Below are 22339 nucleotides of genomic sequence, written 5' to 3' on the forward strand. Positions count from 1 at the left end.
GTGGAAGGATCGGAGGCATGAAGGCGATCATCTACCGCGACAACGGTGCACCCGGCGTTCTCGAGCTCGTCGACCGGGAGGTGCCGGTCCCCGGCCCCGGCGAGGTCCGGGTGCGGGTGGCCGTGTCCGGGGTCAACCCGACCGACTGGAAGACGCGTTCCGGCGCCACCAACCCCAAGCAGTTCCCCGAGGTCACCCCGCACCTCGACGGCGCGGGCGTGATCGACGCGGTCGGCGCCGGGGTCGATCCGGGCCGGGTCGGCGAGCGGGTGTGGGTGTTCATGGCCGCCGCCGGGCGCCCGACCGGCACCGCCGCCGAGTTCACCGTGGTCCCGGCCGGCCGGGCCGCACCGCTGCCCGCGGCGGCCGGCTTCGACCTCGGCGCGTCGCTCGGCGTGCCCGCACTCACCGCGCACCGGGCCCTCACCGTCGCCGAGGGCGGGCCGTCGCGGCTGCACCCCGGCGCGCTCGACGGCAAGGTGGTGCTGGCCGCGGGCGGGGCCGGGGCGGTCGGGCACGCGGCGATCCAGCTCGCCCGCTGGGCCGGCGCCACCGTGATCAGCACGGTCAGCGGCCCGGCCAAGGCCGCGCTGGCCACCGCGGCCGGCGCCCACCACGTGGTCAACTACCGCGCGGGCGACCCGGCTGCCGCGATCCGGGCGATCGCGCCGGACGGCGTCGACATCGTCGCCGAGGTGGCGCTCGGCGCCAACCTCGCCCTCGACCTGGCCGTCCTGCGAACGCGGGGCACGATCGCGACGTACGCGAACGACGGCGCCAAGCCGGTCGAGCTCGACGTGCGGCAGAACATGATGCTGAACACCCGCTTCCAGTTCCTGGTGCTCTACACGGTGGGGGAGCAGGCCCTCGCCGCGGCCGCCGAGGACGTGACCGCCGCGGTCGAGGCCGGCGCCCTGCCGGTCGGCGAGGAGCACGGCCTCCCGCTGGTCCGCTTCCCACTCAGCCGCTCCGCCGACGCCCACCAAGCGGTCGAGGACGGCACGGTCGGCAAGGTCCTGGTCGACGTGGCATAGGGCCGGCCCTGCCGATCACGTGGGTGCGAGGCAAGGTCCAGGTGGTGGCCTGCGTTGGCCGGCAGGTTTGTTGTGTCTGGGCGTTCTTCCGCCGCCGGGCCTTCGCCGGGCCGCCTGATCGGCGGGACCGGCCCTAAACCCGGAACTGGGCGACCAGCGTTCGCAGGCCGTTGCTCAGCTGGGACAGCTCCTGGGTTGCGGCCTGGATCTCGATCACGCCGCTGGTCGTGTGCTGCGCGCCGGTCGAGATGGTGGCGATGTTCGCCGCGATGTCCGCGGAGCTCGTCGTCGACTCGCTGATCGTGCGGCTGATCTCGTCGGTGGTGGCGGTCTCCTCGGCGACGGCGGCCGCGATCGCCGTCTGGAACGAGCCCAGCCGGGTGGCGATCTCCACGATCTCGCCGATCGCCGTGGTGGCCGTCGTGGTGTCCTGCTGGATGATCTGCACCTTGGTGACGATGTTCTCGGCCGCGCTCTCGGCCTCCTGGGCCAGGTCCTTCACCTCGCCCGCCACCACCGCGAAGCCCTTGCCCGACTCGCCCGCCCGGGCCGCCTCGATCGTCGCGTTCAGGGCGAGCAGGTTGGTCTGCTGAGCGATCGCGGTGATGGCCTGGACGATGTCGCCGATCTCCTGACTCGACCCGGCCAGCCGGCGGATCAGGACCTGGGTGGCCCGGGCGGCCTGCACGCTCTGCTCGCAGACCCGGCCGGCCTCGGTCGCGGTGCCGGCGATCCGGGTCAGCGAGCCGCCCATCGAGGAGGTGCCGGTCGCGACCGTACGCACGTTGGTGGCGACCTCGTCGGCCGCGAGCACCACCTCCATCGACTGCCGCGACGTCGCCTTGGCGTCCACCATGATCTGGATCGCGGTGGCGGTGAGCCGCTCGCTGGAGTGCGCGACCGTCTCGGCCGAGGCGGCGATCTGCCGCACGGTGCCGGCGATCTTGTCGACGAACAGGTTGAACGACCGGCTGACGTCGGTGAACTGGTCGTGGCCGGTGGTCTCCAGCCGCCGGGTCAGGTCGCCCTCGCCCTCGGCGATGTCGGCCAGCCGCTCCTGCAGCGCGCTCAGCGGCCGGATGATCGACCACGCCATCATGACCGCCAGCACCACCGAGGTGAGCACGGTCAGCACGCCGACTCCGGTGGCGACCCGGCCGGCCTGGATCGCGGTGCTCTCCGCGCGCTCGTGCGCGATCGTCTCGCGATCGCGGGCGCTGCCGAGGAGCCGGTCGACGCCGCCGGCGATCACCGCGTACAGGTCGAGGCCGGGGCCGGCCACCAGTTCGTTGGCCTTCTCGATCTGGGCGCGGGTGCCGGCCCGGTAGGCGGCGATCACCTCGTCGTCGAGGTCGGCGAACTTCTGGAACGCCGCCCTGATCGTCGCCACGTCGGTCTGCTCGGACGCGTTCAGCGGCAGCGCCGCCAACTCGTCCACCTCGGTGACGAACGCGGTCATCGACTTCATGAACGCGGCCCGCTCGGGCGCCGCGTCGCTGGTGGCGTCGGCGGCCCCGCGGACGATGTTGAAGGCGTAGCCGGCCTGCCAGCCGCTCACGTCGGTGACCCGGTATTTCAGCTGCTGGGCCGCGTCGAGCTGGGCCTCCGACCGGGCCAGGGCCTGGGCCGTGGCCCGGGTGGTGTGCGCCGACCAGACGGCCGCCATCCACATCGCCACCACGCACAGCGCCAGGATGAGCGATCCCGTCACCAGGCGTGTGGTCACCCGCATGCGCCGAAGCACGTTCACGTCGATCCTCCGCCGACCATCCTATCGGCTTAATTCACCAAAAATACGAAATTTGCCCGCGGATCACGCCGCCCGGCGGCGGTCTGGCCTCTCGCCTGGTCGGCGCATGGAACTCGCCGGTACCCGGCCACCGTGGCGAACGTGGCCACCGCTGCGCCGGCGCCTTGCTCCCGCGTGGTCGACGGGACAGACCCTGATTTCAGCTGCGGCCGACGACGTCGCCCACCTCGGTGCGGGACGAGACGCCCAGCTTTCGCAGGATGTTCGAGACGTGTACGGCGGCGGTCTTCGGTGAGATGTAGAGGCGCCGGGCCAGCTCGGTGTTGGTCAGGCCGTCGCTGATCAGCACCGCCACCTCGCGCTCGCGCGGGGTGAGCGCGGCCGGGCCGGTGACCGCGGCCGGCGCGTCGGCCGGGGCCAGGCCCAGCTGGGTGCGGACCCGGTCGAGCTGGGCCACCCGCCAGCCGCGCCACTGGCCCAGCAGCGACGTCGCCGCCGCCACGTGCGCGGTGGCCTCCGCCCGCCGGTCGGCGGCGAGCAGGCAGCGGGCGGCGCCGACCCGGACCGTGCCGCGGGTCGCCGGCGCCAGGATGTGCGCCTCGATGATCGACTCGTAGCCGGCCAGGGCGTCCGCGTGCTGCCCGCGCACCTCGGCGAGCTGCGCGTCGACCAGGGTCCGGTAGGCGTCCCACACGTCGGCGTCGAGCAGCTCGCGGCCCATCTGGTCGAGCCGGTGCGCCGGCAGGCCGGCATCCAGCGCGGCGGCGACCAGGTCCTGCGCCTGCTCGCCGCTGCGCCACGACTGCCCGGCCAGCGCGGCGATGAACTCGTCCAGCGCCGCCTCGGCACGCGGCAGGTCACCGCGGCGGCAGGCGAGGTTGAAGGCCAGGCCGGGAATCACGGTCGGCGGGTTGTTGGGCACCGCGGCCAGGTCGGCGATGATCCGCTCGACCCCGTCCAGCTCGCCGGCCTCCAGATAGAGCCCGGCCAGGAAGACCCCGTGGTAGTCGGCCCAGCGGCCGCGGCGGCGCAGCCCGCTGTCCTGCTCGCGGCCCTCCTCCAGCGCGGCGATCGCGGCCCCCAGGTCGCCGGCCCGCACCGCCAGCCGGGCCCGGCCCTGGAAGTAGGTGGCCACCGCCATCGACTCGAAGCCGGCCCGCTCGGCGTCGACCCGCATCCGCTCCAGGGTCTCGGCGTGCTCGATCGGCGAACTGGGCGGCTCACCCTGCACCAGCATGTTGAGCGCACTGGCGGCGAGCACCCACTGCTCCGCCTTCTCCGCCTCGTCGACGACCGTGGCCAGGATCTTGCGGCCGTCGGCGGCGGTGTGCGGGCGCTCGGTGAGGGCCGACCCCTTCTCCAGCAGCGCGGTCAGCCGGATCGTCGGAAGGTCGAACTCCTCGGCCAGGGCGAGGGCCCGCTCGCACCAGAGCAGCGCGGCGTCGAGCTCGTCGCGCAGGTAGGCCGACTGCGCGATGGCGTTCATCGCCCGCGCCTGCCCCTCGCCCGGCGGGAGCTCCGCGATCAGCGTCTCGATCTCGTGCGTCAGGGTGCGCATCTCGGCCGGCTCGCGGGACTCCCAGGCGATCCGGACCAGAAGGTAGAGCGCCTCGGAGCGGTCGATCGCGGCGCCGGCCAGATCGCGCCACCGCCGGCCGTAGCGCAGGGCGTCGTCGAGCAGGCCGGCCAGCCACGCCGCGCGGGCCGCGCCGGCCAGCAGGCCGGGGTCGTCGGGCAGCTCGTCGAGACCCATCTCGGCAAGTTGCAGGGCCTGATAGGCCGAACCGATCGACAGGTAGAGCGCGGTGCCGCGGCGGGCGGCGGCGATCAGGTCGTCATAGCGCCCGGCGCCGCGCGCGTGGTGGGCCACCATCGCCGGATCGGAGGCGCCACCGGCCAGCAGCACGTCGAGCGCGGCCTCGTGCAGCCGGCGCCGCTGCCGGCCGAGCATCTGGTCGGCGATCGCCTCGCGGACCAGCGCGTGCCGGAAGGCGAACTCGTCCTCACCGGACTCGACCAGGACACCCCGGGTCACCAGGTCGCGCAGGACGGTGATCAACTCGTCCTCGCCGGTGCCGGTCACGTCGGCGAGCAGGTCGAACGGGATGCGGTGGCCGAGCACCGCGGCCGCCTCGACGATCCGGTGACTGACCGGGTCGAGGTCGTCGACCTGGCGGCGCAGCACGTCAGCCAGGCTCCACGGCAGCGGCTGCTCGACGAGGTCGTCCACCGCGTACCCCGGGAGGGCTCTTAAAAGCTCTTCCAGGAAGAAAGGGTTGCCGCCGGTGCGGTGGTGAAGAGCGGTGGCGGCGCGCAGCGGCGCCGGAGCGCCGGTGGCCGCCGCCAGCAGCGCCGCGGTCTGCGCGGGGGTGAGCCGATCCAGCCGGACGTGGGTGACCGCGTGCCGGCGTTCCAGCCGGGCCAGCAGGCCCGCCACCGGTTGCCGCCGGGTCACCTCGTCCGGCCGGTAGGTGCCGATCAGCAGCCGCGGCCCGCGCTGGTCGGCGATCCGCTCGAACAGCGCCGCGCTCTCCGAGTCGGCCCAGTGCAGGTCCTCGAAGACGACGACGGCGGGGGAGTCACCGATCAGGTCGGCCAGGATCGCGAGACCGATGTGCAGCCGCTCGACCGGGCTGTGCGCCGCGTCGGTGAGCGCGGCCAGCTGCTCCTCGTCGACCTCCGGCCGGCCGTCGATGGCGTCGAGCAGCACCTCGTAGGGCCGGGACAGCGAACCCGGCTCGGCCTGCCCGACCAGCACCACGGTCTCGGCCGGCAGGGTCGCCAGCAATTCGCTGACCAGGCGGGTCTTGCCGATGCCGGGCTCGCCCGCGACGACCGCGACGGCCGGCTCACGCGCCGAAGCGAGCCGCGCCAGACGGCGCAGCTCGCTCTCCCGCCCGATCATCACCGGGCTGGCACCACCGCGGAGGTTTCGCACGACGCAAGGTTACCGGCGGGCCGGCCCCGAACCGCCGGGGCTTTCCGGGCCTTGCGGGCGTCCCGCGCGCTTGCCAGCAGCCGGCGGCGGTCGGCCTCGGCGATCAGCTCACGGTGCCGGTCGTTGGCGAGGGTCAGCATCAGGTCCGAGTGGATCAACATGGCTTGGCTCCCTTGTTTCTCTGTCCGCCGGTGATGACTCAATTCTTGGCTGAGGCGGGCCTGGCCACATCGGGAGCGTTGCCCTATCTTCGCTGGTCAGGGGTACTTACGCGGGCCGGTCGGAGCCGTCTAGGCATACCTACTAGGGTCGCTGCGATGGGGCGTACGGTCATCGTCGGCGACATCCACGGCTGCTTCGACGAGCTGGTCGAGCTGCTCGATCGGGTCGATCTCCAACCGGACGATCTGCTGGTCAGCGTGGGTGACCTGGTCGACCGCGGCCCCGCGCCGGGCGAGGTGACCGGGCTGTTCCGGGAGCGCCCGAACTCGATCGCGGTCATGGGTAACCACGAACGTAAGCATGTCCGCGGGATCTTCTCCTATGCGCAGGAGATCACCCGGCTGCAGCTGGGCGACCGGTATGCCGAGACGGTCGACTGGATGCGGACGCTGCCCTACTTCTTCGAGAACGACGACGTCCGGGTGGTGCACGCCGCGATCCTTTCCGGAATTCCGCTCGCCGAGCAGCGGGCGGCGATCCTGTGCGGCTCGACCAGCGGTGAGCAGGAACTGGCCGCGATGTTCCCGGGCACCTACTGGCCGGAGCACTACACCGACGCCAAGCCGGTCGCGTTCGGCCACCACGTCACCGGCCCGGAGCCGATGGTCCTCGACGGCCGCATCTACGGCCTGGACACCGGCGCCTGCCACGGCGGGAACCTGACGGCCTTGTGCATCCCCGATTTCACCATCCACGCGGTCCCGGCCCGGACGGACTACTGGTCGATCGCCAAGCGCGCGTGGCAGTTGCCGGTCCTGCAGGCCCGGCCCTGGCTCGACCTCACCTGGGACGAGCTGGCCGAGGCGATCCGCCGCTACGCCCGCCCGGAAACGCAGGACTGGCTGGACGGCCGCGCGGACTGGGCCGCCGGGCTGCGGGCGAGGTTTCCGGCCATGGCGGCCGAGGCGAACCGGCTCGCCGCCGAACTCACCGCCGAGCAGATGCGGGCGCACCCGGCGGCGGCCCTGCTGTTCCAGGCCCGGGCCGGCCGGCTCGACGAGACGAGCCTCGCCCGCAAGTGCCGCACCCCGCGCCGGACCATCGAGCTGATCGATGCGCTGGGGCTCCCGTGACGAGTCGGCACGGCCGCAGGTTGCAGCATCGAGCAAGAAGAGATGTGCGTCTCCTGTGCAACTCCCATGAACGTGCCACGTCGTTGACCAGCGGTCCGGCAACGGCCGCTCGTTGGCCAGCCTTTCCCACGTAATGATCACGAAGGGGAGGGACCGATGAGCTGCGTGCCGCGATTGTCCGTAGTCGTGCCCGTGTTCAACGAGGAGGACGTGCTGCCGCTGTTCGCGGACCGGATCCGTCCCGTACTCGATGACCTCGCCGTGCCGTACGAGGTGCTGGCCGTCGACGACGGCAGCCGGGACGCCACCCCGGCCGTACTGGAACTGATGCGCCGGCGGTGGCCGCAGCTGCGCGTCGTGAGGCTGCGCCGCAACAGCGGCCACCAGAATGCGCTGACCGCCGGCCTGCACCGGGCCCGCGGGCAGTACGTGGTCAGCATCGACGTCGACCTGCAGGACCCGCCGGAGGTCATCGGCGAGATGCTGCGCCTGGCCGAGACCGACGGCCTCGACGTGGTGCACGGCGTGCGGGCCGACCGCAGCAGCGACAGCGCGTTCAAACGCGGGACGGCCGGGCTCTACTACCGGCTGGTGCGCCGGGTGGTCGGGGCCGAGGTGCCGCCCAACGCCGGCGATTTCCGGCTGCTCAGCCGGACGGCGGTGGACGCCCTGACCGGCCTGCCCGAGCACCGCCCGGTCTACCGCCTGCTGGTGCCGTGGCTGGGCCTGCCCAGCGGCGAGGTGACCTACACCCGGGAGCGCCGGGCGGCCGGCCGCTCGAAATACCCGCTCGGCAAGATGATCCGGCTCGCCCTCGACAGCTTCACCGGCTTCTCGGCCGCCCCGCTGCGGGTCGCGACCTGGCTGGGCTGCGCCGGCATCGTGCTGTGCATGATGCTCGCGGCGGCCGGCCTGGCCGCCCACCTGTGGGGCACGGTGGTGCCCGGCTGGACGTCGATCCTGGTGGCGATCGTGTTCCTGGGCGCGCTGCAGCTGCTCTGCCTGGGCCTGCTCGGCGAGTACGTGGCGCGCATCTTCACCACCCTGCAGGGCCGCCCCGACTACGTGGTCGCCGCCGACTCGGCCGTGCAAGAGACCCGTGACTATGCGGGCGTCCGGTGACCACTCTGCTCACCGCGCCCGCGCCGGTCGCCGACCCGGTCACCGCGCCGCTCGTCGCGCCCGGCCGCCGTCCCTGGCGGGCCGCGTTCCTGGCCTCGCCGGCCGTGTGGGCCGCGGTCACCGTCATGCACCTGGTGGTCAGCGCGATGGCCTGGCTGCCCCGCGCCGACGGCCAGACCCCGGACCTGGCCACGATGTTCCTGGGCTGGAACCGCTGGGACGCCGGCCACTACATCCGGATCGCCGAGAGCGGCTACCACCTGGGCCCCGGCTTCCCGGCGTTCTTCCCGCTCTACCCGCTGCTGATCCGGATCGGCGACGCGGTGCTGCCGGGCGGTGCCCTGGTCAGCGCCCTGGTCGTGGCGAACGCGGCCGCGATCGGCGCCCTCGCGGTGCTGCACCGCTTGGCCGAGTACGAGTTCGGTCCGCGGGTCGCCCAGCGGGCCACCTGGTACCTGGCCGCGTTCCCGACCGGCTTCTTCCTCTTCATCGGCTACAACGAGTCGCTGTTCCTGCTGCTGGCGGTGGGTGCGCTGTACGCCGGCCGGCGTGGGCACTGGTGGCTGGCCGGCGCGCTGGGCGCGCTGTCCTCGGCCACCCGGCTGTTCGGCCTGCTGCTGATGGTCCCGCTGGCGATCGAATACCTGCGCCAGATCGGATGGCGGCCGCGCCGGCTCCGCCCGGACGTGCTGGCGCTGGGCCTGGTGCCGGTGGGCGTGCTCGCCTACAGCGTCTACTGCTGGGTGGAGCTGGGCAATCCGCTGGCGTTCAGCGCCGCCCAGGACCAGTGGGGCCGCCGCTACACGGTCCCCGGCGAGGCGTGGCTGATCGCACTCCGCCAGATGGACCACGGCCTGCTGTCGAAGTCCACCTTGGGTGCGCTGCTCGACGCCGGCACCATCCTGGTCGCCGTGGTGCTGCTGATCCTGTGCGTGGCCGGCCCGGTCAAGTTCCGCCGGGACCAGCTCTACCTGGTGGTGCAGGGCGCGCTGACCCTGGTCTTCCTGATGTCGACGGAGGTGGGCGGCCGCTCGATGCAGTCGTCGGCCCGCTACGCGATGGAGGCGGTGGCGATCTTCCTCGTGCTGGCCCGGCTGGGCGCCAACCAGGTCGTGGACCGGACCGTCCTGCTGATCGGCGCCGGCCTGCAGGCCGTGTTCCTGGCCGTCTTCATGGCCGGAACGTTCCTCATCGCTTGATCGGCGGACTGAGCACCATCGACCGGCTCACCCAGACCCTGGCCGTGGAGCTCACCCAGGACGACGACTTCGCGGGACGCCACCGGCGCAAGACTTGAAGCCCGCCGCGCGGGCGGGTGCGAGATCATGGAATCGGGGCGCCGCGGGGGCGTGGAGAGGTGCCGAGTTCATGGTGACTGTGCTGTTCGACGAGCCGCGGGTATTTCTTTCGTACGGGTCCGCGTCGCTGATGTGCGGGGACGACCTCGACGACGTCGACCTCGACGCGCCGTGGGCCGACGAGAGCAACGGGTTGTGCGGCGCCGGTGTGCCGGGCTACCTGCAGTTCCAGGTCGGCACGCACACCGGGTGGGTGCCTTTCCGGCTCGAGTTGCACGACGCCGAGCCGGTGCTCGACCCGGCGTGGGAAGAGGTCGTGGAGGTTTCGTTCACGGCGCTCTCCGAGGAGGCGTCGCTGACCGGGCTGATGGGCGACCGGCACGAGTTCACCGTGCCACGCGGCGACTATCGGGTCCGATACTGCGTTCGCGGCTTCGAGGAGGCCGACGAGGTCGAGGGGACGCCGGACTCGTACCTGCTGCAGTTCTGGCCGGGCGCGCCGGCGCCGGGCCGGATCGTCAAGCAGACCGGCGAGCGAGCGGCCTACTGGCACCGGGCACGGCGCACGCTGACCGAGCCGGAACAGCAGGAGAACGAGCAGGCCGCGGTCGACGAGCTCGAACAGCGGGCGCGCGAGCGGTGGGGTGGCCGCGTGCCGTCCGAGCGGCTGCGCCGCACCTTGGAGTTCGGCGTCGGCCTCTACCTGGAGGTCCTTTCCCGGCTCGACATGGACCTGGAGTTCGCACTGGCCGACGCCGACGACCGGACGCACCGCCAGGTGGCGGCCTGGGCGGCGGTGCAGTGCCTGGAGGAGGCCGGCCTGATCGGGCTGCCGCAGCTGGCCCCGGCCGTAGCCGCGCTGCGCCGAGGCGACCCGGCCCCGCCGCCCTTCGACGACTCCGGCCATTGCTGGAGCGTGCTCCGACAGGCGCAGCCACCGCGCACCAGCCGACCGTCGCCGCCCGACGGCGACTACGAGCAGTCACCCCAGGACTGGGCCATCACCACCCTGTTCCACTCGGCCGAGGAGGACTCCCTGGTGGCCGCGATGGAGGTGGTGGTCTGCCTGGCCTTCGTACACGGCCGCGACGGCTACCACCAGGCCTACGCCGCCCTGCGAACGCAGTTCCCGCAGCTGCGATGAGCGCCAATGATGGTCGTACGACTATAGTCATGTGAATGTACTCGGGGCAGCTTCGGACCGTTGCCGTGTCGGTCCTCGTTGAGCAGGACGAGGACGGGGTGTGGTGCGCTCACGCCCGGCTGCGCCCAGGCTTGGGTGCACATGGCGAGGGTGACACCGCGGAAGCCGCACTGGATGACCTGCGAGAGGCGCTCGCCGGCCTGATCGCGCCCTGACCTCGCCCGGGCCGGCGGTGGGATTCACTCGTGGGCGACCGCTTTCCGGCCTTGCAGTGATGCGCGGTCGGCGGCGGCCCGGCCTGATGCCCAGCCCTGCCGGTTGTTGATGGTTGTCGTGTGCTGTGTCAGGTGGGGGAACTGTTTGTCGAACGCGTTGCGTACGGCCTCGTCGCGGGCCGCGAGCACGGGTAGCAGCTGGCTGCTGACTGCCGAGTCGGCCGCTTCCTCGCCGATCTCGTCGGTGGTGGCGCTGAGTCGTTCACCGATGCGCGTCGCGTACGCCGTCAGGAAAGACTGCCGGAACGAGCGGGTGGTGTTACGTCCGTACGCGTCAATGCTGGGTTTGGCCTTTGTCATTGCCCGGGTTGCCTGCACGAGCAGTGATGTGAACAGCAACTCGGTGGAGTCCAGATCCTGCGGGAAGCCGACTACGGTGGTGAATCCGAACCGCTTCGCCCATACCGCCCGGCAGCTGTTCGCCTCCGCGACGACCTGAAGCAGCAGTGACTTCGGCGCCTCGTACGGATTGTCGACGGCGATCCGGCGGGTGACCGGCTGGTCGCGTTGGCCGGTCGTGGCCACCAGCAGGGCGTGGTCGATCCGGTGCCGCGCCATCAACTCCTGGGCCTTGGCGGTGAACGCATCGGCCTCCTCCGGGAAGTCGGTGGACTCCGCCTTGGCCAGCAACGCCCGCACCCGGTCCAGCATCCGTTGATCGAGGTCCGCCGGCGCGGACACCGCGGCCGGGCGCGCATCCCCGGGCGCCGGGCCGACCACCTCGATCGCCGGCAACGACGCGAGCAGAGTGAGTACGTCGATGAACGCGGTGACCACGGTGGCGCGGTCCACGCCCTGCCGGTCGGCCCAGGTCGTCACGTAGTGGTCGTCGTGTTCCCACCAGACCTCGGCTTCGAGTGCGACCAGCTGTGCATGCCACCGCTGGTCGACGGTCGCCTTCGGATAGTCGCGCATCTGTGCCGCGATGGCATCGACAAGCAGACGGCCGTGCCGGGCGGTGGATTCGCGGCGCGCCACCCGGACCAACTCGGCCGGCTGCCAGCCGCGCCGCCACGCCTGCTCCACATCGCGCAGCAGCCTGGCCAGCAGGACACGGTTGACGACCTGGATCCCGGTCGCACCGCCCGGACCCATGATCAACAGGGCGCTGCACTGGTCGAGCTCGGCGCTGTCGCCGTCGTACCGAGCATGAATCGCTTGATCGATGATCTGTTCCGCGAGCTCGGTCTGCGCCGGAACACGCGGTGCACCGAACAGGCCCAGCGGATCGGCGTCGGCGGGACCCGCGGACCTCCGGCGTTGCGCGGCTTCCGCCGCCTTCCGCTTGGCCTTGTGCCGCTCGCGACTGTTCTTGCCCATTGATCTCCGCTCCACCCGATTCCGGCAGCCGTCAACGCTACCCAAGCCGCCAAGCTCATGGACGCACTCGATCGGGTGGAATCGGCCTCCTACATGATCTTGCTACGGTCGGACGGTGCTCATTGACCGTCGTCGACTTCTGTCCGGGGCGATCGTCTTGGCACTCACCGTCCTGGGGCTCGGCGCGGCCCGGGCGCGGCTGCCGATGCGCGACGTCCGGCCCGTGCCCGGACCGGCGTCCCCGAGCATTTCGGCCGTCGTGAGCCCGCCGGTCGAAGCCGGCTCGTCGCACGGCGCGATGGAGTCGCTCGCCGGGCCGGCCGCGCGGGCCGACCTGGAGGTCATGACCTTCAACCTGCGCTACGCCGCCGCCGTCGCGCCCCACTCGTGGGCCCAGCGCCGCCCGGTCACGCGCGCGCTGCTGGCCGCCGAGCGGCCGGACCTGATCGGCACCCAGGAGGGGCTTCCCGATCAGTTGCGGGACATCGAGAGCGACCTCGGCCCGGACTACGACCGCATCGGCCTGGGCCGCGACGGCGGCGACCGCGGCGAGCACATGGCGATCTTCTTCGACCGGACGCGGCTGGTCGCGCAGAAGTCGGGCAACTTCTGGCTCTCCGACACACCGTCGGTCCCGGGCTCGATCAGCTGGGGCTCAAGGTCCATTCGCATGGTCACCTGGGTGCTGTTCGCCGACCGGGAGACCGGGCGGCATTTCTACGCGGTCAACACCCACCTCGACAACTACAGCGAGAATGCCCGGCGGCACGGCGCGGCGCTGCTGGCGCAACGAATCGCCACGTTCGGCAGTTCGCCGATCGTGCTGACCGGCGACTTCAATTCCCCGGCGACGTCCACCAGCGCCGTCTACCACCTGCTCGTCGACGGGGCCGGCCTCCGCGACACCTGGATCACCGCGCCGTCGAAAGGCCCCGCGTATGCGACGATCCACAACTTCCAGACGCTGGTACCGAACGGCGTGCAGGCCGACTGGATCCTCACCTCGCCGGGCGTCACCGCGCTGGCCGCGCTGATGAACACCTACCGCCGCGGATCGCAGTACCCCAGCGACCACCTGCCGGTCCAGGTCCGTCTGCGCCTGCCCTGATCGTCAGACATTTGGTGGCGGGTCGCGCGAACCCTCCCGGACAGGGCATAGTGGCCCGCGCGCCATCGACCGGTGTCGCTTGCCTTTGGTGAAGTTGGTGGGACGTGACGACGCGCGTACGTATCCGATGGGCCCGAGTCGCCGCATTGATCGCACTCACCGGCGGGACGCTCGCGGTGTCGGCGGCACCCGCGGCGGCCGCCCCGGAGACCGTCAGCATCGTGAGCGTGTCGGCGGAGAACGTGAAGCCCGGCGAGAAGGTACGCGTGCGATTCCGCGTCACGAACAACGGGAGCGGGGCCGAAACGGCCATCGTGGTGGTCGGCGGCGGCCTGCGATGCACCGCCGGATGCCGGGTGGAGCCGAACCTCGGAGCCGGCCAGGGCCAGACGTTCGACGCGACGGTCGTCGCCCCCGATGCCCGGCCGGGTGAGATCACCGGCCTCAACATCTCGATCGGCGTACGGCTCGGCGGGCAGAACAGCTTCGCCTACAAGATGGTCTACGTCCACGGCGCGGGCGCGTCGTCGCCCGGCGAGGACGAGCCGGCGACCGGGGTGAGCGGGGTCTCCGGCCGGGTCCGCGACACCGCCGGAAAGGCGATCGGCGGCGCGGCCCTGACCATCCGGGACAGCGCCGGGCACGAATACCGGACGACCAGCAACCGCAGCGGCCAGTTCTCGATCACGTCGAGCGCCGGCAAGCCGATCGATGAGGGCTCCATCACGGTCAGCGCGACCTTGGACGGCTACCGCACCGCCCGCACGACCGTCCGGGGCACCGCCGGCGACGTCGCGACCGTGCGGCTGACCCTCGCCGCGGTGGCCGCGCCCACCACGGCACCGCCGTCGTCGGCCGCGGCGGCAGCAAGCCCGCCGGCCGCGGACGAAACCCCCGCGGCCACGCCACCCACCCTCAAGGCCGTCAGCGACGACAGCAGCAGTTCGCTGCCGTTCTTCATCCTGGGCGGCTTGCTGGTCGCCGCGGGCTTGGGAGCGCTCGCGCTGGTGGCGATGCGCCGGCGGACCGCATCGGCCGGGGCGGCGGCCGGCGGGGGAATGGCCGACGCTCCGACCGCGGTGCTGCGCACCGGCCCGTACGGCGGGCCGCCGCAGGGTGGCTACCGAGCCTAAATATCGACGCTGGTCGGCGTCGTCGGGATGCGGGCGGCGGCTGCGGCGACGGTGGCCAGGTCTTTGCCTGCGAAGCCGGCTCGGCTCAGCACGGCCAGGGACTTGTTTGTTGCCAGCGTGCACAACGCCAGCTCGGTCGCCTCCTGCTCGGTGGCCCCCGCCGCCCGCAATGCCTGCGCCAGCCTTGCCAGCAAAAGGTCGATCATGCCGCGGACCATCGCCTGGCCCTCGGCGTCGAGTGCCGGGAACTGTGTTGCCGAAATCGTGAGCAGGCAGCCGTCCGGGACCTTCGGGTCGGCGATGCGGTTCAGGGAGACCTGCAGGAAGGCGGCCATCACGGCGGACGGGTTCGGGTGCGGGCCGGACAGTGCCTGTTCGTACAGCGGGTGGTAGGTCTCGGCGTACCGCAAAAGGCTTTTTCGGAAGAGGTTGCTCTTGTCGCCGAAGGTGCCGTAGAGCGAGCCCCGGCCCAGGCCGGTGCCCTCGGTGAGGCGATCGATCGAGGCCTCCGAGTAGCCCCAGCGCCAGAAGACGAGCATCGCGCGCCGTAGCGCCTCGTCCACGTCGAATTGTTTGCGTCCCGCCATGGTCGTCAGCGTACCCATCTTGTACCGATCGTTCAAACATGGGTATGGTCGGCGGCATGACCAAATTGAGTTCGCTGCGGCTGCCCGATGGGTTCACCGACGTTTTCACCAGCCGGCTCGTGGAGGTGAACGGGCTGCGGCTGCACGCCGTCACCGGTGGCGTCGGCCCGGCGTTGCTGCTGGTCGGCGGGTGGCCGCAGACCTGGTACGCCTGGCGGGAGATCATGCCGGCGCTCGCCCGTCACCACACCGTCGTCGCCGTCGACTCGCGCGGGGCCGGGCTTTCCGACAAACCCGATGACGGGTACGACGCCGGCACGCTCGCCGCCGATCTGGTCGCGTTGATGGCCGCGCTCGGGCACGACCGGTTCGACGTGGTCGGCCACGACATCGGCACGTGGACCAGCTACGCCCTCGCCGCCGATCACCCCGAGCGGGTGACCCGCCTCGCCATCGTCGAGGCGGTGATCCCCGGCCTCACGCCGTCGCCGCCGTTCTTCGGCTCGGCCGCGGCCAACCAGAGGCTCTGGCAGTTCGGCTTCAACCGCCTCACCGACCTCAACGAGGAGCTGGTCCGGGGCCGCGAGCGGCTCTTCTTCGGCTGGCAGTTCGCCACCAAGGCGGCCACTCCGACCGCGATCCCGTCGTACGCCGTGGACGTCTACGTCGACGCGATCACCGCGGATCCGCGCGCGCTGCGGGCGAGCTTCGCGTATTACCGGGCCCTGGACGAGACGATCGCGCAGAACGAGCAGCGCAGCAAAACTCGGCTGACCCTGCCGGTGCTCGGCGTCGGCGGCGCACTGTGGAGCGGCCCGAACGCCGCCCAGACGATGCGCCTGGCCGCCGACGACGTCACCGGCTTCGTCCTCGACGACTGCGGCCATTACCCCGCCGAGGAACAGCCGGCCCGCTTCACCGAGATCCTGGAGGACTTCCTTCGGGTTTGAGGGCAGCGAGGATCGCCGCCGGCCGGTCGTCGAGCGGTCCGCTCAACTCCAGGACAGGGGTGTCCGGCCAGGCGTCGAGCGGGTCGTCGTAGACCAGCTCCAGGAGCGCGTCGTTCATCCGCGAGCGGAGGCCGGGCAACTCCGGGGCAGGCAGGAGCCGCTCGGTCTCCGGCGTGATCACCACAACGACAAGCAGATCGAGCGTCGCAAACGCGAGCCGCAACGCGGCGGCATCGGCCTGCTCCGCTGGATCCGCCCCGCCGGCGGCCAGGTAAGCGAGATAGTCGAGCGGCGTGCGGTCGAAGACGACCCCGGACGTCGCCGGCACCCGAAGGCTTCGAACCGAACAGGCCAGCATCGCCCGGTAATCCTCCGGCGACGGCGGAAGCCCGAACTCATACCCCTCTTCCTCAAGGAGGTAGTACGGCTCGTCGACCATGACGTGCCCCGGCAGACGCGCACAAAGCGCTTCGACCAGCGTGGTCTTCCCGATCCCGTGCGTCCCGGAGACCGCGACCCTCATCCGTGCTCCCACCCCTGATCCGACCCATCGGCAGCGCCGGGTGGCGCGGCGCTGATGGGCCGACTGCCACTCACAATCTACGAGGCGATCGGGAACTCGGCTCGCAGGCCGGTGCCTGTGATCTTGAGGTCGAGCTCGCTTTCCAGGGCGCGTGCCAGGCGGTGCAGCAGAGGAAGTGTCGGGGTGACCGCGCCGCCCTCCAGTCGTGAGATCAGGGTCTGTGTCGAGCCTGCCCGTTTTGCAAGCGCGGCCTGGCTGATGCCCGGGACCGTCCGCCGGTCATAGACGGCCTGACCGACGGCGATTCGAGCGCCAGCTTCGACGTACTCGGGACCTTCCCTGTGTTCGTCGGGAACGGTCCACTTGGTGTGGTAACCCGTCATCGTCAGTCCCCTTCGCGGTCTTTGAGGTGGGGTCCGGAGTCGCTCCAAGGCGGGTGTATGGGCTGGGTGGGAGCGACACGGATACCCGCACGCCTGTGCTCACGACTATAGTCGTTGGCCTAGGGTCGGGGTTTCGAGATGCTGTGCTGAGTCGTGATCTCGCCTTGTGCTAAATAGGGATTACCGGGCGTGCTATCTTGTGATTGGCGCGTGTGTTATTTCGGGATCGGAGCCTTCGTGAGCGCCTACGTTCCTCGCCTCCTCGACACAGAGCTTGGCGCTGTCGCTGCTGCTCATCCCGCAGCTCTCGTCGTTGGTCCGCGTGCCTGCGGCAAGACGACCACGACCCGTCGTCACTCCGGCTCGGTTCTCCGTCTGGATGTGCCCGCCCAGGCCGCCGTCGTCCGGGCCGACCCCGATGCCGCGCTTCGCGGACTTGCCGAGCCCGTGCTGATCGATGAATGGCAGTTGGTGCCGGAGGTGCTCGGTGCCGTCAAGCGTGCTGTGGACGACGATCCTCGGCCCGGGCGGTTCGTGCTGACCGGATCATCGCAGGCTGACCTCACAACTTCAGGCTGGCCCGCAACGGGTCGGATCGTCCGCCTGACGATGTATCCACTCGTCAGCCGGGAACGCCATGGCGACCCCACCTCACCGTCGCTGATCGACCGGATCCTGAGCGACGGCGCGGACGCGTTCGGAAATTCGGCGTCTGGTTGGGACCTGCAGGATTACGTGGACGAGGCGCTCTCCAGCGGTTGGCCCGAGGCGCTGCGGGTGCCCGCCGGTCGCGCGCGCGACCGGTGGCTGACGGGTTACGTCGACCATCTCGCCACCCGGGAGGCGCCGTCGCTCGGTGTCGCGCGCGATCCGGGCCGCATGCGGAAGTACCTCCACATGCTGGCGGCCAACACCGGCGGAGTTCCGACCCACAAACTGCTCTACGACGCCGCCGGCATCGACCGCCGCACCGCCGTCAGCTACGACAATCTGCTCGACAGCCTCATGATCACGCAGCGGGTCCCCGCCTGGGCCGGCAATTTCATCGACCGCGCGGTGCGTCTGCCCAAGCGGTACCTCATCGACCCAGGGCTGATCGCCCCGCTCCTGCGTGTCGATCACCGCCGCACCCTGCGCGACGGCGATCTGCTGGGCCGGATCCTGGACACGCTCGTGGCGGCGCAGTTCCGGGCCGAATGCGCCGTCAGCGTCGTCGGTGCGGACATGTACCACTTGCGAGATGCCAACGGCCGCCGTGAGATCGACCTACTTATCGAGGCGCGAGACGGCCAGATCATCGCGATCGAGGTCAAGGCGACGGCCGCCCCGTCCCGAGAGGATGGCCGCCACCTCGAATGGCTGCGCGAGAGGCTTGGGTCGAGGCTGGCCATGGGACTTCTTGTCCACAGCGGCCCCCGTGTCTTCGGACTGGCTGAACGAATCCTCGCGGTCCCCATAGCCGGTCTGTGGTCACGTTGATGACCACTGCGTCGACATCTTCCGTGTCAAGGAAGGGGCCTATAGCAGCTGCCCTGGGCTGGCAGGGAAAGACACGGTCACTCGCAGGCCGTCGTTTCCGGTTGAGGTGGCGGCGATGAGGCCGTCGTGGGCTCGGGTTATCGAGCGGGCTATTGCCAAGCCCAAGCCTGCACCGCCGCTGTGGTCTATTCGGGCTGCGGCTCGGCGGCGGAACGGCTCGAACAGGGCGGAGACCTCGTTCGGTGGTACGTCGTCGCCGGTGTTGGTCACCACCAGGGCCGGGGCGTCGGCTACCTCGATCTCGACCGTGCCGTCGGGGCGGTTGTACTTCAAGGCGTTCTGGAGCAGGTTGGTGACCAAGCGCTCCAGCAGCACCTGCTCGCCCAGGACGATTCGCGGCTGCAGCGTCGTGGTGATCGTGATGCCGGCCTCGGCGGCCGCCATCTCGTGCTTCTCGACCACCTCGGCCACGATCTCGTCCAGCCGCAGGGGAGTCCGGGCGATCAAGCCCCGGTCGCTCTCGCTCAGCACCAGTAGGCCCTCGATCAAGCGCTCGTTGCGCTCGTTGGTCTCCAGCAGCTGGGCGGTCAGCAGGGTCAGCTGGTCGTCGGTGAGGGCCCGGGCCATGCTCACCTCGATCAGCGTGCGCTGCACCGCCAGTGGGGTGCGCAGTTCGTGGGATGCGTCGGCGGCGAAGCGGCGCTGCGCCTCGTAACCGATCGCGATCCGGTCCATCATCTCGTCGATCGCCCGGCCCAGGACGGCCAACTCGTTGCGGCCGGGGCCGGGGCGCAAGCGGTGGCCGAGGTTCTGCGGGCCCACGTTGGCGATCACCGGGACCAGGTCGAGGACCGGGCGCAGGCACCAGCGCACCAGGAACCAGCTGGCGGCCAGCAAGGCTGTCAGCACCACCAGCAGGGTGACCGCCGGGACCAGGCTCCGGAACTGGGAGAGCACGTCCCCGCAGGTGGTGTTCCATCGGCACCAGGACGGCCGGTAGGCCATGCCGGTCTGGAAAAGCCAATCCGCCACCGACGGGGCGAACTGGGCGGCCAGCAGCACTATCGCGCAGAGCAGGAGGATGCGGCGGGCGGGGGATCGCATGCTCATGCGCCCAGCCGGTATCCGGTGCGGGGCACGGTGTGGATCACCGGTGGGTCGCCCAGTTTGCGGCGCAGGGTCATGAGCGTCATCCGGACCGTGTTGGTGAACGGGTCGGTGTTCTCGTCCCACGCCTGTTCCAGCAGCTCCTCGGCGCTGACCACCCGGCCGCCGGCCCGCAGCAGCACGTGCAGGACGGCGAACTCCTTCGGGGAGAGGGTCAGCACGCCGCCGTCGCGGGTGGCGGTGTGCCTGGTGACGTCCAGGACGATGCCGTCCTGCTCCAGCACCGGTGGCAGGGCCGGGACCGACCGCCGGGACAGTGCCTGCAACCTGGCCACCAGCTCGGCGAACGCGAACGGCTTGGTCAGGTAGTCGTCGGCGCCCAACCCCAGGCCCTCGACCCGGTCCCGGATGCCGGCGGCGGCGGTCAGCAGCAGCACCCGGCTGGTCAGGCCGGAGGCGGCCATCCACCGGCACACCTCGTCGCCGGTCTTGCCGGGCATGTCCCGATCCAGCACCACCACGTCATAGCGGTTGACGCCCAGGCGTTCCAGGGCGCTGTCGCCGTCGTAGACGACGTCGACGGCCATCGACAGCCGGCGTAAACCCTCCGCCACCGTATCGGCCATCAGCTTCTCGTCCTCCGCCACCAGCACCCGCACGCCACGACCCCCTTAAAAGCAAAACCCTGGCACAGCCGGGATAAAGGATTCATAAGTACGCCGTTGACGGGCACCTGACGGCCGGATCACCACGATGGTCACCCTCCACCCGATCGACCGGAGGGCCCCTTGTTCAAGATCCTGCGCACGTGTCTGGTGGTCCTGCTGGCGACCGCGGGCTTCGCGGCCGGGGGCGCACGGCCCGCGGAGGCGATCGCGAACGGCCAGAACGCGCGCGACGGAGCGTATCCGTTCGCGGCCCGGCTCACGATGACCGGGCTGCCGGCCGACAACGGGGAGACCCGGGACAGCTCCTGTTCCGGCGCGCTCGTCGCGCCACGCTGGGTGATCACCGCGGGGCACTGCTTCCGGGACCGCGGCGGCCGCCGGGTCAGCCGAACGGTGGCCCGGCGGACCACGGCCACGCTCGGCCGCACCAGGGTGGCCGGGCCGGGTGGTCAGGAGATCGAGGTGGTCGCGGTGCGGCAGTCGGACACCGCCGACGTCGCCCTCGCCGAGCTGAGGACGGCGGTCACCGGCATCACGCCGCTGCGGATCGGCACCACCGAGCCGGTCGTGGGGGAGGTGGTGCGGCTGGCCGGGTTCGGGCTGATGACCGACAGCGAGGACAACCCGGCAACGAGACTGCAAACGGGGCAGTTCACCGTCGGCAGCGTCGGGCCGGCCCTCATCGAGACCTCCGGCCGGGCTCCGCACGCGGACACCAGCCCGTGCCGGCACGACTCCGGCGCCCCGTACTTCCGGGAGCTCAACAAGAACAAGGAACTGGTCGCCCTGGTCAGCTCGGGTCCGGCCTGCCCGCATCGGGGTGGCGACTCCAGCGCCCGGATCGACAACATCAGCGGCTGGATCGGCGCCACCATCGCCACCGAGCCGAGCGGGACGGCCGACCGCTGGTGGCTCTGGCCGGCCGTGCTCGCGGTGGTTGTGCTGGTCGCGATGCTCGGTCTCCTCAGGTTCCGTCCGCGCCGCCCGATGGTGGTGGATCGGACGGTGCATTACCGAGGAGACCTTCATGGTGCAGCAGCGCAGCGAGACCGGGCAGCAGCTCGCTGATCTCCTTCGGGCCGCCCGGTCGTCGCTGGGGCTGAGCCTGGCGTTCCTGAGCCGGATGGACGGCGTCACCCAGCACATCGAGGTGGCCGAGCCGGCGACCTCTGCTTACCTGTGCGACGGGTCCACCCGGGTGCAGGAGACCTCGATCTGTCAAGCGATCATGGAGGGGCGGCTTCCGGCGGTCATCGGGGACATCACCGAGTTCCCGTCGGCGGCCGAGCTGCCGGCGGTCCGGGACGGGATCCGCAGCCTCATCTCGGTGCCGGTGGTGCTCAGCGACGGGTCGGTCTACGGGACCTTCTGCGCCGCCGGGTTCGCCGCCTCCCGGGACCTGGCCGAGCGCGACCGGGCGCTGATGGAGGTCCTGGCGCACGCGGCCGCGATGATCATCGAGCCGGACGTGCGGACCGACCGGCGCAACGCCGAGATCGGCAGCCGGCTCGAACCGGTGATCCACGGCGGCGGGCCGGTCGTCCTGCTGCAGCCGATCGTCGACCTGGCCACCGGGCGCCGGATCGGATCCGAGGCGCTGAGCCGCTTCCCGTTGCAGTGGAACCTGCCACCCGACCTGGTCTTCGCCGAGGCCGCGCTGATCGGGCAGCGTGAGCGCCTGGAGGTGCTGGCGCTGGAGCAGGCCGCGGCCCACCTGCCGCACGTCTCCGGCTACGTCGCGATGAACGTGTCGCCCCGGACCCTGACCACCCCGGACTGCCTGGCCGTACTGGGCCGGATGCCGCTCGACCGGGTCGTGCTGGAGCTCTCCGAGCATGACCCGATCGAGGACTACGACGGCCTGCGGCTGATCCTCGCGCCGTTCCGGGCCCGCGGGATGCGGCTCGCCATCGACGACGTCGGCGCCGGCTTCTCGTCGCTGCGGCACATCGTGGCCGCCGCCCCGGACGTCCTCAAGCTCGACCGCAGCATCGTCACCGGGGTGGCCGGCGACCCGGTGCTGAGCGCCGTCGTCCGGGCGCTGACCGAGTTGGCCGGCGTCATCGGCGCGGCCGTGGTCGCGGAGGGGATCGAGACCGGCGCGGACGCCGCCACCCTCACCGGCCTGGGCGTCGGCCTCGGCCAGGGCTGGCACTTCGACCGGGCCACCACCCCGGAAGCGCTGCGTGACGAATACCGCGCTGGAATTCTGCACTTCTAGTGCA

General features: G+C 71.2%; 21 protein-coding genes. 12 read left to right on the forward strand and 9 right to left on the reverse strand.

Features of this window, described 5'->3' with window-relative positions:
• Nucleotides 1-17: 17 nt before the first annotated feature.
• Nucleotides 18-1034, forward strand: coding sequence for an NADPH:quinone reductase (locus tag Adu01nite_RS13225; protein WP_203726914.1), 1017 nt, complete (start codon nt 18-20; stop codon nt 1032-1034).
• Between the two features lie 133 nt (nt 1035-1167).
• Here Adu01nite_RS13225 and Adu01nite_RS13230 read toward each other — a convergent pair whose 3' ends face one another.
• The 3 genes from Adu01nite_RS13230 to Adu01nite_RS13240 form a co-directional block, all read right to left on the reverse strand.
• Nucleotides 1168-2784 (reverse strand): methyl-accepting chemotaxis protein, encoded by a 1617-nt coding sequence (locus Adu01nite_RS13230; protein ID WP_203726915.1) that lies wholly within the window; start codon nt 2782-2784, stop codon nt 1168-1170.
• A gap of 199 nt (nt 2785-2983) precedes the next feature.
• Nucleotides 2984-5722, reverse strand: a complete 2739-nt coding sequence (locus tag Adu01nite_RS13235; RefSeq protein WP_239132361.1) for a LuxR family transcriptional regulator — start codon at nt 5720-5722, stop codon at nt 2984-2986.
• Nucleotides 5689-5883, reverse strand: coding sequence for a hypothetical protein (locus Adu01nite_RS13240; RefSeq protein WP_203726916.1), 195 nt, complete (start codon nt 5881-5883; stop codon nt 5689-5691). The genes Adu01nite_RS13235 and Adu01nite_RS13240 overlap by 34 nt, the downstream gene beginning before the upstream one ends.
• Nucleotides 5884-6039: 156 nt before the next feature.
• On the opposite strand from Adu01nite_RS13240, the gene Adu01nite_RS13245 reads away from it, so the two are divergent.
• The 5 genes from Adu01nite_RS13245 to Adu01nite_RS13265 all read left to right on the forward strand — a co-directional run bounded on the left by Adu01nite_RS13245 (nt 6040) and on the right by Adu01nite_RS13265 (nt 10796).
• Nucleotides 6040-7017 carry a metallophosphoesterase family protein gene (locus Adu01nite_RS13245; protein WP_203726917.1) on the forward strand — a complete coding sequence of 326 codons (978 nt, stop codon included), beginning with the start codon at nt 6040-6042 and terminating at the stop codon, nt 7015-7017.
• A 156-nt stretch (nt 7018-7173) separates the two neighbouring features.
• Nucleotides 7174-8139, forward strand: coding sequence for a glycosyltransferase family 2 protein (locus tag Adu01nite_RS13250; protein ID WP_203726918.1), 966 nt, complete (start codon nt 7174-7176; stop codon nt 8137-8139).
• Complete coding sequence (locus tag Adu01nite_RS48460; protein WP_203726919.1) at nt 8136-9338, forward strand: mannosyltransferase family protein; 1203 nt, start codon at nt 8136-8138, stop codon at nt 9336-9338. The genes Adu01nite_RS13250 and Adu01nite_RS48460 overlap by 4 nt, the downstream gene beginning before the upstream one ends.
• A gap of 169 nt (nt 9339-9507) precedes the next feature.
• Nucleotides 9508-10581 carry a hypothetical protein gene (locus tag Adu01nite_RS13260; RefSeq protein WP_203726920.1) on the forward strand — a complete coding sequence of 358 codons (1074 nt, stop codon included), beginning with the start codon at nt 9508-9510 and terminating at the stop codon, nt 10579-10581.
• Between the two features lie 65 nt (nt 10582-10646).
• Nucleotides 10647-10796: a type II toxin-antitoxin system HicB family antitoxin gene (locus Adu01nite_RS13265; protein ID WP_239132363.1), complete on the forward strand. Its 150-nt coding sequence runs from the start codon at nt 10647-10649 to the stop codon at nt 10794-10796.
• 24 nt (nt 10797-10820) lie between these two features.
• Here Adu01nite_RS13265 and Adu01nite_RS13270 read toward each other — a convergent pair whose 3' ends face one another.
• Complete coding sequence (locus Adu01nite_RS13270) at nt 10821-12176, reverse strand: DUF2786 domain-containing protein (RefSeq protein WP_203726922.1); 1356 nt, start codon at nt 12174-12176, stop codon at nt 10821-10823.
• A 115-nt stretch (nt 12177-12291) separates the two neighbouring features.
• On the opposite strand from Adu01nite_RS13270, the gene Adu01nite_RS13275 reads away from it, so the two are divergent.
• Nucleotides 12292-13284: an endonuclease/exonuclease/phosphatase family protein gene (locus Adu01nite_RS13275; RefSeq protein WP_239132364.1), complete on the forward strand. Its 993-nt coding sequence runs from the start codon at nt 12292-12294 to the stop codon at nt 13282-13284.
• Between the two features lie 104 nt (nt 13285-13388).
• Nucleotides 13389-14417, forward strand: a complete 1029-nt coding sequence (locus tag Adu01nite_RS13280) for a carboxypeptidase-like regulatory domain-containing protein (RefSeq protein ID WP_203726923.1) — start codon at nt 13389-13391, stop codon at nt 14415-14417.
• On the opposite strand, the gene Adu01nite_RS13285 is transcribed toward Adu01nite_RS13280, so the two are convergent.
• Complete coding sequence (locus tag Adu01nite_RS13285) at nt 14414-15004, reverse strand: TetR/AcrR family transcriptional regulator (RefSeq protein WP_203726924.1); 591 nt, start codon at nt 15002-15004, stop codon at nt 14414-14416. The genes Adu01nite_RS13280 and Adu01nite_RS13285 overlap by 4 nt on opposite strands.
• Before the next feature lie 56 nt (nt 15005-15060).
• Between Adu01nite_RS13285 and Adu01nite_RS13290 the strand changes: the two genes are divergently transcribed.
• The gene (locus tag Adu01nite_RS13290) at nt 15061-15954 is read left to right on the forward strand and encodes an alpha/beta fold hydrolase (protein ID WP_203726925.1); all 894 of its coding nucleotides are present in this window, start codon (nt 15061-15063) and stop codon (nt 15952-15954) included.
• Here Adu01nite_RS13290 and Adu01nite_RS13295 read toward each other — a convergent pair.
• Both Adu01nite_RS13295 and Adu01nite_RS13300 read right to left on the reverse strand, forming a co-directional pair.
• Nucleotides 15920-16477, reverse strand: coding sequence for an ATP/GTP-binding protein (locus Adu01nite_RS13295; RefSeq protein WP_203726926.1), 558 nt, complete (start codon nt 16475-16477; stop codon nt 15920-15922). The genes Adu01nite_RS13290 and Adu01nite_RS13295 overlap by 35 nt on opposite strands.
• Nucleotides 16478-16554: 77 nt before the next feature.
• Complete coding sequence (locus tag Adu01nite_RS13300) at nt 16555-16860, reverse strand: helix-turn-helix domain-containing protein (RefSeq protein ID WP_203726927.1); 306 nt, start codon at nt 16858-16860, stop codon at nt 16555-16557.
• A 237-nt stretch (nt 16861-17097) separates the two neighbouring features.
• On the opposite strand from Adu01nite_RS13300, the gene Adu01nite_RS13305 reads away from it, so the two are divergent.
• Complete coding sequence (locus Adu01nite_RS13305) at nt 17098-18339, forward strand: ATP-binding protein (RefSeq protein WP_203726928.1); 1242 nt, start codon at nt 17098-17100, stop codon at nt 18337-18339.
• A 39-nt stretch (nt 18340-18378) separates the two neighbouring features.
• Here the strand turns inward: Adu01nite_RS13305 and Adu01nite_RS13310 are convergent, their stop codons facing one another.
• Both Adu01nite_RS13310 and Adu01nite_RS13315 read right to left on the reverse strand, forming a co-directional pair.
• Nucleotides 18379-19449 carry a HAMP domain-containing sensor histidine kinase gene (locus Adu01nite_RS13310; RefSeq protein ID WP_203726929.1) on the reverse strand — a complete coding sequence of 357 codons (1071 nt, stop codon included), beginning with the start codon at nt 19447-19449 and terminating at the stop codon, nt 18379-18381.
• A complete protein-coding gene (locus Adu01nite_RS13315; RefSeq protein WP_203726930.1) occupies nt 19446-20105 on the reverse strand; it encodes a response regulator transcription factor in 660 nt (219 codons plus the stop codon). The genes Adu01nite_RS13310 and Adu01nite_RS13315 overlap by 4 nt, the downstream gene beginning before the upstream one ends.
• A gap of 129 nt (nt 20106-20234) precedes the next feature.
• On the opposite strand from Adu01nite_RS13315, the gene Adu01nite_RS13320 reads away from it, so the two are divergent.
• Nucleotides 20235-21182 (forward strand): S1 family peptidase, encoded by a 948-nt coding sequence (locus Adu01nite_RS13320; protein WP_239132365.1) that lies wholly within the window; start codon nt 20235-20237, stop codon nt 21180-21182.
• Complete coding sequence (locus Adu01nite_RS13325) at nt 21142-22335, forward strand: sensor domain-containing phosphodiesterase (protein WP_239132366.1); 1194 nt, start codon at nt 21142-21144, stop codon at nt 22333-22335. The genes Adu01nite_RS13320 and Adu01nite_RS13325 overlap by 41 nt, the downstream gene beginning before the upstream one ends.
• The last annotated feature ends 4 nt before the right edge of the window (nt 22336-22339 follow it).

The organism is Paractinoplanes durhamensis, assembly GCF_016862175.1.
Classification (GTDB): Bacteria; Actinomycetota; Actinomycetes; order Mycobacteriales; family Micromonosporaceae; genus Actinoplanes; species Actinoplanes durhamensis.

What these genes read in the sequence shown, in the direction of transcription:
- Adu01nite_RS13250 (WP_203726918.1), top strand. Translation starts at nt 7,174, where the DNA reads ATGAGCTGCGTGCCGCGATTGTCCGTAGTCGTGCCCGTGTTCAACGAG.
- Adu01nite_RS13290 (WP_203726925.1), top strand. Translation starts at nt 15,061, where the DNA reads ATGACCAAATTGAGTTCGCTGCGGCTGCCCGATGGGTTCACCGACGTT.
- Adu01nite_RS13225 (WP_203726914.1), top strand. Translation starts at nt 18, where the DNA reads ATGAAGGCGATCATCTACCGCGACAACGGTGCACCCGGCGTTCTCGAG.
- Adu01nite_RS13325 (WP_239132366.1), top strand. Translation starts at nt 21,142, where the DNA reads ATGGTGCAGCAGCGCAGCGAGACCGGGCAGCAGCTCGCTGATCTCCTT.
- Adu01nite_RS13240 (WP_203726916.1), bottom strand. Translation starts at nt 5,883, where the DNA reads ATGTTGATCCACTCGGACCTGATGCTGACCCTCGCCAACGACCGGCAC.
- Adu01nite_RS13270 (WP_203726922.1), bottom strand. Translation starts at nt 12,176, where the DNA reads ATGGGCAAGAACAGTCGCGAGCGGCACAAGGCCAAGCGGAAGGCGGCG.
- Adu01nite_RS13285 (WP_203726924.1), bottom strand. Translation starts at nt 15,004, where the DNA reads ATGGCGGGACGCAAACAATTCGACGTGGACGAGGCGCTACGGCGCGCG.
- Adu01nite_RS13260 (WP_203726920.1), top strand. Translation starts at nt 9,508, where the DNA reads ATGGTGACTGTGCTGTTCGACGAGCCGCGGGTATTTCTTTCGTACGGG.
- Adu01nite_RS13295 (WP_203726926.1), bottom strand. Translation starts at nt 16,477, where the DNA reads ATGAGGGTCGCGGTCTCCGGGACGCACGGGATCGGGAAGACCACGCTG.
- Adu01nite_RS13310 (WP_203726929.1), bottom strand. Translation starts at nt 19,449, where the DNA reads ATGAGCATGCGATCCCCCGCCCGCCGCATCCTCCTGCTCTGCGCGATA.
- Adu01nite_RS13245 (WP_203726917.1), top strand. Translation starts at nt 6,040, where the DNA reads ATGGGGCGTACGGTCATCGTCGGCGACATCCACGGCTGCTTCGACGAG.
- Adu01nite_RS13300 (WP_203726927.1), bottom strand. Translation starts at nt 16,860, where the DNA reads ATGACGGGTTACCACACCAAGTGGACCGTTCCCGACGAACACAGGGAA.